Genomic DNA, 13,491 nt, shown 5'->3' on the forward strand with positions numbered 1-13,491 from the left:
CCGCGGCCTCGGCGATCTCCTCCGTCGACGTGCCGTGAAGGCCGCCGCGCGCAAATGCCCGGAGTGCGGCGGCGAGAACGGTCTCCCGACGCTCGCCTGCTGTTTGCCTGGTGGCCGCGCTCATATGTAAGTGATAACTCACATATGAGAGGCTCGTCAAGTGCTGTCAGGTGTCGGACTGAAGCCCGACACGAACCACACGGCGGGCATCGAGCCCGCCATGTGGTTGGCTATCGCGGATGGACGTCCACCGACCGCGAACCCTCGACGAGGCGCTTCGGCTCCGTGCCGAGCACCCCGACGCGCGGCCGATCCAGGGTGGGACCGACCTCATGGTCGAGCTCAACTTCGGCCACTCGCGGCCGCCGGCGCTCCTCGACCTGAGCGAGGTGGCGGAGCTCCGCGGGTGGTCCGAAGATCACGGCTCGCTCAGGCTCGGCGCCGGATTGACCTACACCGAGGCGCTGGCGTCACCGCTCGCCGGGCGGCTGCCGGCGCTCGCGGAGGCGTCGCGCAGCGTCGGCTCGCCGCAGATCCGCAACCGCGGGACGCTCGGCGGCAATCTCGGCACCGCGTCCCCGGCGGGTGACGCGCTGCCGCCCCTCCTTGCCGAGCGCGCCGACGTCGAGCTGGCGAGCGTCCGCGGGAACCGCGTGCTGCCGCTCGAGGAGTTCCTGCTCGGCGTGAAGCGCACCGCGCTCGCGCCGGACGAGCTCGTGGCCGCCGTGCGCGTGAGGCCGAGCGGCGGCGCCCAGACGTTCATGAAGGTCGGCCCGCGGAACGCGATGGTGATCGCGATCTGCTCGCTCGCCGTCGTCGTGGATCCCGAGCTCGGAGAGGTGCGCGCGGCCTTCGGCTCGGCCGCCGTGACCGCGCAGCGCGTGACCGTCTCCCTCCCGGACGCGGCCTCACTCCCAGACAGGATCGCCGAGGCGGCGGCGCCGATCGACGACGTCCGCGCCACCGCCGCCTACCGGCGCCACGCGCTCGGCGTGCTGGCGGGGCGGGCGCTCACGAGGTGCCTCAGGTCGTGAGGATCTCTCTGACGGTGAACGGCGAGCCGCTCGAGGCCGACCTCTGGGGCGGCGAGAGCCTCCTCATGGTGCTCCGAGACACGCTCGAGCTCCCCGGCTCGAAGAACGCGTGCGAGCAGGGCGAGTGCGGCTCGTGCTCGGTGCTGCTCGACGGCGCGCTCGTCTGCTCCTGTCTCGTGCTCGGCGCCCAGGCGGAGGGCCACGAGGTCGTGACGATCGAGGGGCTCGCGGGGGACGAGGACCTGCATCCGGTGCAGCAGGCGTTCGTCGACGCCGGCGCCGTCCAGTGCGGCTTCTGCACGCCGGGCCTCGTCGTCGCGGTCGCCGATCTCCTCGAGCGCTCCCCACATCCTGGTGAGGACGAGATCCGCGAGGCGCTCTCGGGCAACCTCTGCCGCTGCACGGGCTACGCGAAGATCTTCGACGCCGTCCGGCTCGCCGCGGAGCGCGCGTGAGCGCGGTCGCTGCCCCCAAGCGGCTCGCCGTCGGAAGGATCGGCGAGCGCGTGCTGCGCGACGACGCCGTCCCGAAGGTCACGGGGGAGTTCGAGTACGCGAGCGACCTCTCGGCTCCCGGGATGCTCTGGGGCGACACCCTGCGTAGCCCGCACGCGCACGCCTGCATCACCGGTATCGACCTCGGCGCTGCGCTACGCGTCCCGGGTGTCCATGCAGTGCTCACCCACGCCGACGTCCCGGGGGCGAAACTCTACGGGCTCGAGTTCGCCGACCAGCCCGTGCTCGCGATCGACCGCGTGCGCTACGTGGGCGAGCCCGTGGTCGTCGTCGCGGCAGAGCATCCGGAGCAGGCACGCGAGGCGCTCGCTGCCGTCGCCGTCGAGTACGAGGCGCTCGAGCCCGTCGTCGACATGGAGCGGGCGCTCGAGCAGGAGCCACTTCACCCCGACCGGCCGACGATGGGCCACGGTTACCGCGACGACCCCCGGCCGAACGTCGTCCGCCACATGGTGATCCGGCACGGCGATCCGGAGACCGACGGAGACGTCGTCGTGATCGGGGAGTACGAGCTCGGCATCCAGGACCAGGCGTTCCTCGGGCCTGAATCCGGCCTTGCGGTCCCCGACGGCGAGGGCGGCGTCGACGTGTACGTGGCGACCCAGTGGCTGCACGTCGATCGCGATCAGGTCGCGCCGTGCCTGGCGCTGCGGCCCGAGCAGGTGCGGATCCACCTCTCGGGCGTCGGCGGGGCGTTCGGGGGCCGGGAAGACCTGTCGATGCAGATCCACGGCTCGCTGCTCGCGCTGCACACCGGCCGTCCGGTGAAGATGGTCTACGACCGCGCCGAGTCCTTCACCGGCCACGTCCACCGCCACCCCGCGCGCATCCGCTGCGAGCACCGAGCGACGCGCGAGGGCCGGCTCACCTGCGTGCGGATGCAGATCCTGCTCGACGGCGGCGCGTATGCCTCGAGCTCGACCGCGGTCGCGTCGAACGCCGCCTCGTTCGCGCTCGGCCCGTACCGGGTCGACAACGCGCTGATCGAGTCGACGGCGGTCTACACGAACAACCCGCCCTGCGGAGCGATGCGCGGCTTCGGTGCGGTGCAGACCTGCTTCGCGGCCGAGGCCCAGATGGACCTCCTCGCCGGGGAACTCGGGATCGACCCCGTCGAGCTACGGCTGCTGAACGCGCTCGAGCCCGGCGACGTCCTGCCGACGGGGCAGCTCGTCACCGGTTCGCTCCCGACGCAGGAGGTGATCCGCCGCGCCGCCGCCATTCCTGTTCCGGCGGAGGAAGCCTTCCCCCGGGACCCGCTCCGGTTGCCGGGCGGCGCGGGCAACACGACCCGGGGCGAGGGCGTCCACCGCGGAGTCGGGTTCGCGCTCGGGTTCAAGAACATCTGCTACTCGGAAGGATTCGACGACTTCTGCAGTGCGCGGGTCGTCCTGCGCGAGGACGGCAGCGCGGTCGTCCACTCCGCGGCGGCCGAGGTCGGCCAGGGAGTCGTCGGCGTCATCCTCCAGGTCGCGAGGACCGAGCTCGGCACGGACGACGTGACTCTGGCGCCCCACACGACAGCCGCGGTCGGTTCCGCAGGATCCGCGTCCGCCTCGCGCATGACGTGGATGGCAGCGGGCGCCGTACGGGACGCATGCCGCGCCGCGCTCGAGGAGCGCGAGCGGCAGGGGAATGGCGAGGTGGACGTGGAGCGGGTCTACCGTCATCCGCGCACGACCCCGCTCGATCCCGAGACCGGCCAGGTCACCGGCGAGCGCGCCCACGTCGCGCTCGCGGTGGCGGCCATGCGGGTCGTCGTCGAGGTCGACGTGGAGCTCGGCCTGACGCGAGTCGTCTGGATCGGGACGGCGCAGGACGTCGGCACCGCGATGAACCCGCTCGCCGTCGAGGGGCAGATCGAGGGCGGCACGGCGCAGGGCCTCGGCCTGGCGCTGATGGAGGAGATCGTCACGCGCGACGGGCAGATCTTGAACGCGAGCTTCACCGACTACCTCATCCCGACCGCGCTCGACATGCCGCCGGTCGCCATCGAGCTGATCGAGGTCCCGGAGCCCGACGCGCCCTACGGCGTCAAGGGAGTCGGCGAGCCGCCGACCGTCGTCTCCACCGCCGCGATCGTCTCGGCGCTCCGCAACGCCACCGGCCGGCCGCTGAGGCGAGTCCCGGTCCGCCCGGACGACATCTGCCTCTAGCCCACCCAGAGCACACGGGCCCAGGGCGTGGCTTCAGCCTCGCCCGTCTTGTTGGCTAGGCGTACCGCGCGAGCGCCGCCGACACGCGATCGACCTCGTCCTCCGTCATCGTCCCGGCGAACGGGAGCGCGAGCGCACGCTCGAAGGCCGCGTCGGCGCCGGGGAAGGACCCACGGTCGCGATAGGCCGACAGGTGGTGGACCGCGTATGTGCCGATCTGCGTCTCGATGCCCTCGGCCCGCAGCCCCGCGAGTGCATCGTCGCGCCGGTCGAGGCCTACGACGTACGCCTGCCAGCCGTGCCGGTCGCCCTCGTCGACCGACGGCGTGCCGACGAGGTGGGCGAGCCGCTCCGTGTACCAGCCCGCGACGCGCTCCCGGGCCGCGAGGAGGCTCTCGAGCCGTTCGAGCTGGGGGATCCCGAGCGCGCAGAGCACGTCCGGCAGCCGGTAGTTGAAGCCGGGCGTCGAGATGTCCATCGGCTGACCGGACGCGATCCCGTGGTGGCGGAGGCGGCGGACGGCCCCGGCGAGCTCCGCCTCGTCGGTCGTGACCGCCCCGCCCTCGCCCGTCGTGACGATCTTGCGCGGGTGGAACGAGAGGCAGGCGAGGAGCCCGAGCGCCCCGCAGGGAGTCTCGCGGTAGCGCGCACCGAGCGCGCCCGCCGCATCCTCGACGAGGACGACGTCCTGCGACACGGCAGTCTGGAGCTCTTCCCACGCGACGGGACGTCCGAAGAGATGGACGGCGAGGACCGCGCGCGTACGGGCCGTCACGGCCTCGGCGACGAGCTCCGGCCGCACGAGGAAGGTCTCGGGGTCGACGTCGACGAGCACCGCGCGCGCGCCGCAGAGCTCGACGGCGTTCGCGGTGGCGGGGAACGTGTAGGCGGGGACGATCACCTCGTCACCCGGGCCGACCCGAAGGGCGAGGAGCGCGAGATGGATCGCCGCGGTCCCCGAGGAGACGGCGACCGCGTGGGCAGTGCCAACCGCGCTTGCGAGCGCGGACTCGAAGGCTGCGACCTGCGGGCCCATTGTCAGCTGCCCGCTCGCGAGAACGTCTGCGACCGCGGCGAGCTCCGCCTCGCCGACGTCTGGCCGTGCGAGCCGGATCGCCTTGCTCACGCCGCCGCGCCGAGCCGCGCGCGGTACCAGGCGATCGTCCGCTCGAGCCCCTCGTCGAGCTCCACGCTCGCCTCGAAGCCGAGCAGGGAGCGCGCCTTGTCGACGTTCGGGATCCGGAGCTCGACGTCCACGTAGTCGAGTGGCACGAAGCGGATCTCCCCCGGACAGCCGGTGAGGCGCTTGATGCGAGTCGCGAGGTCGTAGATCGTCACCGCCGAGCGCGCGTTGCCGATGTTGAAGCTCTCACCGATCGCGTTCGGATGCTCGAGCGCCAGAAGGAGGCCCTCGACCATGTCGTCGACGTAGCACCAGGCGCGGATCTGCGCGCCGTCCCCGTGGATCTCGAGATCGCGGCCGGCGAGTGCGGCCTCGATGAAGGCGCGGATGGCGCCGCCGCCGATCTGACCAGGCCCGTAGATGTTGAAGGGACGGAGGGAGACGGCGGGGAGATCGAGCTCCGCGTGGTACGCGTGCGCCATGTGCTCGCCTGCCAGCTTCGAGACGGCGTACGTCCAACGCGCCTCGCCCACCGATCCGATCGTGGTGACCTGCGCCTCCTGCACGTTGAACGCGTGCTGCCCGAACACCTCGCTCGTCGAGAACTCGACCAGCCGCTCGAGGGTCTCGCGTGTTGCGACGCCGGCCTCGAGAGCGTTGTACGTGCCGATCACGTTGACGCGCATCGTCCGGACGGGGCTCGCGAGGACGGTGTCGACGCCCGCGATCCCCGCTGCATGCACGAGATGCGTGCAGCCCTCCGCCAGCTCGACGAGCCCCGGCAGGTCGAGCACGTCACCTTCGACGAAGCGGAAGTTCGGATGGGCCGACAGCTCCGTGCCCGAGAGCGCGTCGCGGTGGAGGTTGTCGACCGCGACGACCTCGTTCGCGTCTACCAGCCGGCCGGCAAGCGTCGTGCCGATGAACCCGGCGCCGCCGGTGATCAGCACGCGCTTTCCCGTCAGTGACACGCGGGGATCGTAGTTGCGCTCTGAGAGGCCTGATGCCACGAGCTCACGCGTCCGGCGGCGTGAGCTCGCGCGTCTTGGGCACTTTCGGGGCCCGACCGCGCACCCGGTAGGGGTGAGCTCGTGGCGGCGATCACCTCCTGGACGGGCCACGCCGCCCCTCCGTCGTCGCCTCTGCGCGTACCCTTCCTGGATGCGCGTGGCGGTGGTCATCGGCGCGCTCGCCGTGCTCGTCCTGGCGTCGGCCGTCCCCGCGGCGACGGCCCCGGGGGCGGGGACGTCGCTCGTGATCACCTACGTCGAGGATTCTGCGCGGCCGGCGACCGCGATCCGCTGGACACTCCGTTGCGACCCGCCCCGCGGCACGCATCCGCGCCGTTCGCGTGTCTGCCGGGAGCTCGCGCGCGTCGGCTGGCGCGCGTTCAGCCCCGTGCCGCCCGGCACCGCATGCGCGGAGCTCTTCGGAGGGCCCCAGGTGGCGCTCGTCCGCGGCCGGGTCGGCGGCCATGCCGTCTGGGCCCGGCTGTCGCGGGCCGACGGTTGCCAGATCGAGCGGTGGAGCAAGGTGCCCTCGCTCTTGCCCGCCGGCGGGCCGACCTGAAGGCGCCGGCCTGCGAGCTCCGCACGGCCGTGAGCTCGGACGCGGCGGCTCCCACGGCGCCAAAGCCATCCGACGTGTCCGGAGGGGCCATGTCCGAAGGGGTCAATGGTCTCGGGCCACCGACCTCCTCCCCACGGCCTCGAGCCTAACGTGAGAAGGACGACGCGTGGGTGACAGGACCGTGCCGATTCTGTGCAAATCGCTCCACAGCCGCTCCTGTCGTCCCGGCATCCGCGGTGCGAACGCCCTCGTCGGCCCAGCGGGCGGCCCGCAACGGGACAGGCGCGTCTAGCATCGCGCCGTGTCGAGCATCCTCTTCGTCGGCGCCGGCCGTCACCAGCGGCGCGCGATCGTCCAGGCGCGCGAGCGACGGCTCCGGGTCGTGGCCGTCGACCGCAACGCAGATGCTCCAGGGCTCAGGTTGGCCGACATGCCCGAGGTCGTCGACTTCGCCGATGTCGGCGCCGTCGAGGAGGTCGCCCGGCGGCACGGGGTCGACGGCGCGCTGACGGTCTCGGCCGACCGGGCCGTCCCGGTCGTCGCGGCGGTGACGGAGCGCCTCGGATTGCCGTCCATCGGCACGGACGTCGCACACCGCATGACCCACAAGCTCGCGATGCGACGTACGCTCGCGGAGGAGGGCGTCCCGCAACCGGGGTACGCCGCCGTCCGCAACCTCGCAGAGGGTCGCGCGGCGATCGACTCGGTCGGGCTCCCCGCGGTGCTGAAGCCGGTCGACTCGGGCGGACAGCGCGGCGTCTTCCGCATCGAGACGCCGGGCGACCTCGAGTCGCATCTCCACTCGGCGCTCGCCGAGTCGCCCGGGCGGGAGGCGATCCTCGAGCGGTTCGTCGACGGAACGGAGATGAACGGGATCGTCGTCGCACGCGCGGGCGAGGCTCGGCTCGTGACGCTCTCCGACCGGCTCCGTCCCCCCGGAATCGGATTCGGCGTCGGCTGGATCCACCTCTACCCGGCCTCGATCCACTCCGACCAGCTCGCGCTCGCCGAGCGCACAGCCGAGCGGAGCGTGTCGGCGCTCGGGCTCCGCGACGGCATCGCCTTCCCGCAGCTGATCGCCTCGCCCGACGGGAGCGTGTCGGTCGTCGAGGTCGCGGCGCGGATCCCGGGAGGACAGATGGCGGATCTCGTCCGCCACGCGGTCGGCGTCGACCTCGTCGAGCTCGCCTTTCGCTTCGCGCTCGGCGAGGAGGTGCCCGACGAGCTCGCGCTACCGCGGTTCTCGCAGCCGCTCGCGATCCGTTTCCTCACCTCGTCGCCCGGGCCGCTCCCCACGGGCCGTGTCACCCGGATCGGCTCGCTGGAGCCTGTTCTCACCGCAGAGGGCGTGGTTCAGGCGGAGACGTACCTGGTCGAGGGCGAGACGATCCGTCCCGTCCGGCTCGACGGCGATCGTCGTGGGTACGTGATCGCGACCGCCGACACGTCGATCGAGGCCCTCGAGCGCGCCGAGGCGGCCACGCGGCTCCTCGAGGTCGAGGTCGAATGACCTGCGCGTTCGACCTCGACCACTACCGCGAACTGCTCGACGCGGCCCGCACGGGCGGCTACCGCTTCACCCACTTCGACCATCCGCCGACGACCGGAGACGTGCTCCTCCGCCACGACGTCGACCTCTCGCTCGACGCCGCGGTGCAGCTGGCCGAGCTGGAGATGAACCACGAAGCGACCGCCACGTACTTCCTGATGACGGAGTCCGTCTTCTACAACCTCGCCTCTCCGGAGGGCGTCCGCGCGATCGCGCGGCTGCGCGAGCTCGGACACCGCGTCGGCCTCCACGCCGTCCATCCGAACGCGACGCTCGACGAGCGCTTCGACGCCGTCGTCGCCTGGCACAACCCCGACCCCGACTACGTGAACGCACCGATCGCAGGCGCCGTGAACGTCATGCAGGCGGGCTTCTTCGACCCTGCCACGTACCGCTCCGACTCGAACCAGCGCTGGCGCTCCGGCTGCCCACACGAAGAACTGCGCGCGGGCGCCTTCCCGTGGCTCCAGCTGCTGACCCACCCGGAGATCTGGGTCTACCCGGGAGACTCGATGGGACGGACGATGCGCTCGATGCTCGACGCCGAGCGCGAGCGACGGCTCGGCCAGCTCGCCGAGGACAGAATCGACCTCGCGTGAGGCTCCGCCCTGTGACGGTTCTCGTCTCGGCCTCCGGGGCCCCCGGCACTGCCGCGCTGTTGCGCGGGCTGCGCGAGAACGGCGAACGCGAGTTGCGCCTTGTCGGCACCGACATGTCCGAGCGCTCGGTCGGCCGGCACCTCTGCGACGCCTTCCACCGCGTCCCGCCCGGCTCCGAGCCCGGCTTCGCAGACGCGGTGCTCGAGGTGGTCGAGCGCGAGGCCGTCGACGTCGTCCTTCCGCAGTCGTCCTTCGACCTGGAGGGCCTCGCCGCGCACCGCGAGCGCTTTCCCGTCCCCGTCCTCGTCTCCGGCCCGGACACGATCCACCGCTCGAACGACAAGGCGGAGAGCTACGCGCTCCTCCACCGGCTGGGCGTCCCGGCGCCGGAGTTTCGGCGCGTGAGCGGGGCCGCGGCGGTCGACGCCGCCGCCCGCGAGCTCGGCTACCCGGACCGGCCCGTCTGCTTCAAGCCGGTCTTCTCGTCCGGCTCGCGCGGCTTTCGGGTGCTCGACCCCACCGTCGACCGCGCGCACCAGCTGCTCCACGAGCGGCCCGGCTCGGTGGCGATGCGCCTCGAGGAGGCGGTCGAGCTCCTCCCCGACGAGGGCGGCCCGGACCTTCTCGTGATGGAGCTGGCGACCGGCGGCGAACGGACGATCGACGGCATCGCCGACGGTCGCCGCGTGGTGCTCGGGCACGCGAAGACCCGCGAGGCGATGCGTGCGGGTCTCGCGATGTACTTCGTCACGCTCGACGAGCCCGAGTTGATGGCGATCGCGGACCGCATCGTCGCCGAGCTCGCGATCGAGTGGTTCTTCAACATCCAGCTCGTCGGCGAACAGGTGATCGAGATCAACCCGCGGATCTCGACGATCGTCTACCAGGAGGACCTGAACCTTCCCTATCTCGGGGTCAAGCGCGCCCTCGGGGAGATCTCCGACGACGAGCTCGAGGCGCTGCGTGCGCGGGTGCGGCCGGGCCGCACGGCGCTCCGCTACTTCGATCAGCTCGAGTGGGACCAGTGAGCCCGACCGGGAGCCGCCCGCTCCGCGTCGTGCACTGCCCCGTCAACACCGCCGGTGTGCCATGGACGAACGTCCAGGCGCTCCGGCGGCGTGGCATCGACGCGTCGCTCGTGGTCTTCAACCGCTACACGCTGCACCCCGAGGCCGACCGGTCGCTCGAGCTCCACGGAGGGCTCGTCCGTCGTCAGCTCGCCCAGTGGAAGGTGCTCGCGGAGCTCCTGCCGCGCACCGATCTCTTCCACTTCACATTCGGGCTGACGCTCGTCCCACAGTCGCTCCAGTTCCCGATCCTGCGCGCCTTCCGGACACGATCGGTGATGCACTACCTCGGCTCCGACATCCGTGGGAAGACGCGCGAGGAGCTCGCGTACGGGAGGAAGGCGAACGCCGAGATCGTCGGCAGCCACGACGCGATCCGCTGGGTCCCGGACGCCTCGGTGATCCCGCCGGGCATCGACCTCTCGTCGATCACCCCGACGGCGCCGTCGTCCCGGCGGCGCCCCGTCGTCGTCCACGCACCTTCGTCGCGTCGCCGCAAGGGAACCGACCACGTCATCGAGGCATGCGCGGGGCTCGACGTCGACCTCCGCATCGTCGAAGGGCTCCGTCACGACGAGGCGCTTGCGCGCTACCGCGACGCGGACATCGTCGTCGACCAGCTCAACGCCGGCTGGTACGGCCTCTTCGCGATCGAGTGCATGGCGCTCGGCAAGCCGGTCATCACCTTTCTGCACGACGGGGCCGTGCGACGCACGGAGGAGGCGTACGGCGTCGACCTCCCGGTCGTGAACGCGTCGGCGGACACGCTGCACGAGCGTCTCGCCGAGCTGGTCGACGCGGGGCCATCCGGCCGCGCGGAGATCGGAGCGGCCTCGCGGGCGTACGTCGAGCGCGTCCACGACCTCGACAGCGTGACCGACCGGCTGCTCGACGTCTATTCCGCCGTGATGGAGACGGCCGGCACGGGTGCTCGCAGGGTGCTCGCCGCTCCCCGCCGCAGCGAGCCGTCGTCGGACCTGCCGCCGGCGTTGCCGCTCGGCGACACCGAGCTCGAGGGCGCGGTGCCTCCCGGCCCGGCTTTCGCCGACGGTGACGGCGCCTTCGCGTCGGGCCTCGGCCAGCAGCTCCGCCGCCTCGGGCGGCACTCGGCGATCTACGGCATCGGCGGCCTCGTCTCGCGAGTCATCGCCGTGCTCCTGCTGCCGCTCTACACGAGGTACCTGACGCCGTCCGATTACGGCCAGATCGAAACGCTGCTCGCGCTCACGACGGTGATGGGGCTGATCCTACGCGCGGGGATCACGAGCGCGTTCTTCCGGTTCTACTTCGACGTCGAGGACGACGACGGCCGGTTACGCGTCCTGCGGACGTCGTTCTGGTTCACGATGGGCGGCGGGACGCTCGGGCTCCTCCTCCTCCTGCTGTTCGCGAGCCCGATCGCGACGCTCCTCTTCGGGGACGCGGGCGCCGCAAACCTCGTCCGCGCCGCGGGCGTCGCGCTCTGGGCGACCGTCAACTACGAACAGATGACCTCGCTCTTCCGGGTCGAGGAACGCTCGGTCGCATTCGTGTGCGCCAGCCTCGCAAACGTCTTCCTCACGATCGCGATCACGCTCCTGCTCGTCGTCTCGCTCGAGAAGGGCGCCATCGGCGTGATCGTCGGAAACTTCAGCGGGACGCTCATCGTCTACCTCGCGCTGCTCGGGTACCGCCGCGAGCAGCTCGGCCTCCAGTTCGATCGCGGTCTTCTGCGCGAGATGAACCACTTCGGCATCCCGCTCGTCCCGACCGCGCTGTTTCTGTGGGTGACGAACTTCAGCGACCGCTTCTTTCTCGTGAAGCTCGCCGACGTCGCCGAGGCGGGCCTCTACTCCGTCGGCGTGCGCGTCGCCTCGGCGATGGTGCTGCTACTCACCGCCTTCCGCATGGCGTGGCCTGCCTTCGCCTACTCGATCAAGGACGAGCGGGAAGCGCGCCGCACCTACGCCTACGTCCTGACGTACCTCACGGTCGTGACCGCGTGGGTCGCACTCGCCCTCACGCTGCTGTCGCCGTGGCTCGTGGACCTGCTCGCCGCGCCGCGGTTCGCCGACTCCGCGAGCGTCGTCGGCCCCCTCGCGTTCGCCACCGTCTCGTACGCCTCGTACATCGTCATCGCGATCGGGGTCGGCCGGGCCCGCAGGACGCAGTTCAACTGGGTCGTCACGGGTGCGGCGGCCGTCGTCAACGTCGCGCTCAACCTGGCGCTCATCCCGCCCTACGGGATGATGGGCGCCGCCCTGGCGACCGTCGCGGCGTACACGACGATGGCGGTGGGCATGGCGTGGTGGTCGCAGCGGATCTATCCCGTGCCCTACCAGTGGCGTCGCGTCGTGACGGCCGCGCTGGCAGCCGTCGCGCTCGCGGCCATCGGCAAGGAGCTCGACGCGGGCCTGGCCGCGGTCGTCGTCCTCGTGCTCGCGTACCCGCTCGCGCTCGGAGTGCTGGGCTTCACGAGCGCCGAGGAGCGGCGGCGGCTCGGCCGTCTGGTCGCGCGCCGGCGCCTGCCGGCGGGGTGAGCTACAGCAGCGTCTGCTCGAGCAGGAAGACGTTGAGGCCGATGATCAGGAAGGCGATCGCCGTCGCGAGGACCGTCGTCGAGCGCCGGTTGACGAGGCCGCCCATCAGCGACCGGTCGCGGCAGAACCAGAGCAGCGGAACGAGCGCGAAGGGGATTCCGAACGAGAGCACGACCTGGCTCAGGACGAGCGCGCGCGAAGGGTCGATTCCGACGGCGATGATGAGGAGCGCCGGCGCCATCGTGATCGCCCGCCGCAGGAAGAGCGGGATCCGGCGCCGGATGAACCCCTGCATCACGACCTGGCCCGCGAGCGTCCCGACGCTCGACGACGAGAGCCCCGATGCGAGCAGTGCGACGCCGAACAGGAGGTCCGTGTGGCTGCCGAGGTGCGTCTCGAGCTCGTTCGCCACCTGGACGAGGTCGTCGCCGACGTCGGTGAGGCCGTTCTCGTGGAACACGGCCGCCGCGATCACGAGCATGCTCATGTTGACGATCCCCGCGATGCCCATCGCGATGACGACGTCGACGAGCTCGAAGCGGAAGATGCGGCGCTTCTCCTCCTCCGTCGCACCGATCACCCGATGCTGCGTGAGCGCCGAGTGGAGGTAGATCACGTGCGGCATCACCGTCGCGCCGAGGATGCCCACCGCGAGAAGCACGCTCTCCGACCCCTCGAAGCCTGGCACGAAGCCCTGGAGGACGTCTTCCCGGTTCGGCTCTGCGAGGAAGACCTGCGCGGCGAATGCGACCACGATCACGCCGATGAACGCGGCGATCACCGCTTCGAGCCGGCGGAAGCCGCGGGCCTGGAGGGCCAGGATCGCGAACGCGGCCGCGCTCGTGATCAGCGCGGCCGGGAAGAGCGGGATTCCGAAGAGGATGTTCAGCCCGATCGCCGCGCCGATGAACTCCGCGAGGTCGGTCGCCATCGCGATCACCTCGGCCTGGAGCCAGAGTCCCACGCTCGTCCTCCGCGAGAAGCGCTCGCGGCAGACCTCGGGCAGGTTCATCCCGGTGGCGATCCCGAGCTTCGCGCTCATCGACTGGATCACCATCCCCATCAGGTTGGCCGTCAGGATCACCCAGAGCAGCAGGTAACCGAACTGCGCGCCGCCGGCCATGTTCGTCGCGAAGTTCCCGGGGTCGACGTATGCGACGGAGGCGACGAACGCAGGCCCGAGGAACGGCCAGAGGCCGCGCGCGCCGCGGCGCCTGCCCGCGAGCGAGTCCTGCGCGGCCTCGAAGACGCGCGCCTCGCCCGGGAGGACGTCGTCGAGCGGGTGGACGGGCGCCGTGCGGTCGTGCGGGGGTCGCTCCGTCGGAGCATCGACGCGCCCAGCGGTCTCGAGCGGGTCCAC

Annotated in this window: 12 protein-coding genes; 8 read left to right on the top strand and 4 right to left on the bottom strand. The window is 71.6% G+C overall.

Annotation, left to right across the window (positions count from 1 at the left end; genetic code table 11):
* The coding region (locus tag VNM44_RS17120) for a TetR family transcriptional regulator (protein ID WP_349258035.1) at positions 1-124 on the bottom strand (124 nt) is incomplete at its 3' end.
* 115 nt (positions 125-239) lie between these two features.
* On the opposite strand from VNM44_RS17120, the gene VNM44_RS11175 reads away from it, so the two are divergent.
* From VNM44_RS11175 to VNM44_RS11185, 3 genes are read left to right on the top strand one after another with little or no spacing between them, the layout of a single operon-like run.
* Positions 240-1,034 (top strand): xanthine dehydrogenase family protein subunit M, encoded by a 795-nt coding sequence (locus VNM44_RS11175; protein WP_325625958.1) that lies wholly within the window; start codon positions 240-242, stop codon positions 1,032-1,034.
* On the top strand, positions 1,031-1,489 hold the full coding sequence (locus tag VNM44_RS11180; RefSeq protein WP_325625959.1) for a (2Fe-2S)-binding protein: 459 nt from the start codon (positions 1,031-1,033) through the stop codon (positions 1,487-1,489). Before VNM44_RS11175 ends, VNM44_RS11180 begins: the two co-directional genes overlap by 4 nt.
* A complete protein-coding gene (locus VNM44_RS11185) occupies positions 1,486-3,705 on the top strand; it encodes a xanthine dehydrogenase family protein molybdopterin-binding subunit (protein ID WP_325625960.1) in 2,220 nt (739 codons plus the stop codon). The genes VNM44_RS11180 and VNM44_RS11185 overlap by 4 nt, the downstream gene beginning before the upstream one ends.
* A 55-nt stretch (positions 3,706-3,760) precedes the next feature.
* On the opposite strand, the gene VNM44_RS11190 is transcribed toward VNM44_RS11185, so the two are convergent.
* Positions 3,761-4,831: a DegT/DnrJ/EryC1/StrS family aminotransferase gene (locus tag VNM44_RS11190; protein WP_325625961.1), complete on the bottom strand. Its 1,071-nt coding sequence runs from the start codon at positions 4,829-4,831 to the stop codon at positions 3,761-3,763.
* On the bottom strand, positions 4,828-5,799 hold the full coding sequence (locus VNM44_RS11195; protein WP_325625962.1) for an NAD-dependent epimerase/dehydratase family protein: 972 nt from the start codon (positions 5,797-5,799) through the stop codon (positions 4,828-4,830). The genes VNM44_RS11190 and VNM44_RS11195 overlap by 4 nt, the downstream gene beginning before the upstream one ends.
* Positions 5,800-5,989: 190 nt before the next feature.
* Between VNM44_RS11195 and VNM44_RS11200 the strand changes: the two genes are divergently transcribed.
* From VNM44_RS11200 to VNM44_RS11220, 5 genes are all read left to right on the top strand, one after another.
* Entirely contained in the window at positions 5,990-6,397 is a 408-nt protein-coding gene (locus tag VNM44_RS11200) for an SSI family serine proteinase inhibitor (protein WP_325625963.1), read from the top strand.
* A 301-nt stretch (positions 6,398-6,698) separates the two neighbouring features.
* On the top strand, positions 6,699-7,907 hold the full coding sequence (locus tag VNM44_RS11205) for an ATP-grasp domain-containing protein (RefSeq protein ID WP_325625964.1): 1,209 nt from the start codon (positions 6,699-6,701) through the stop codon (positions 7,905-7,907).
* On the top strand, positions 7,904-8,545 hold the full coding sequence (locus VNM44_RS11210; protein ID WP_325625965.1) for a hypothetical protein: 642 nt from the start codon (positions 7,904-7,906) through the stop codon (positions 8,543-8,545). The genes VNM44_RS11205 and VNM44_RS11210 overlap by 4 nt, the downstream gene beginning before the upstream one ends.
* Positions 8,542-9,573: an ATP-grasp domain-containing protein gene (locus tag VNM44_RS11215; RefSeq protein ID WP_325625966.1), complete on the top strand. Its 1,032-nt coding sequence runs from the start codon at positions 8,542-8,544 to the stop codon at positions 9,571-9,573. The genes VNM44_RS11210 and VNM44_RS11215 overlap by 4 nt, the downstream gene beginning before the upstream one ends.
* Positions 9,570-12,131: an oligosaccharide flippase family protein gene (locus VNM44_RS11220; RefSeq protein WP_325625967.1), complete on the top strand. Its 2,562-nt coding sequence runs from the start codon at positions 9,570-9,572 to the stop codon at positions 12,129-12,131. Before VNM44_RS11215 ends, VNM44_RS11220 begins: the two co-directional genes overlap by 4 nt.
* A gap of 1 nt (position 12,132) precedes the next feature.
* Here the strand turns inward: VNM44_RS11220 and VNM44_RS11225 are convergent, their stop codons facing one another.
* Entirely contained in the window at positions 12,133-13,491 is a 1,359-nt protein-coding gene (locus VNM44_RS11225) for an Nramp family divalent metal transporter (protein WP_325625968.1), read from the bottom strand.

The sequence above is a fragment of the Gaiella sp. genome (assembly GCF_035558935.1).
Taxonomy (GTDB): Bacteria; Actinomycetota; Thermoleophilia; order Gaiellales; family Gaiellaceae; genus Gaiella.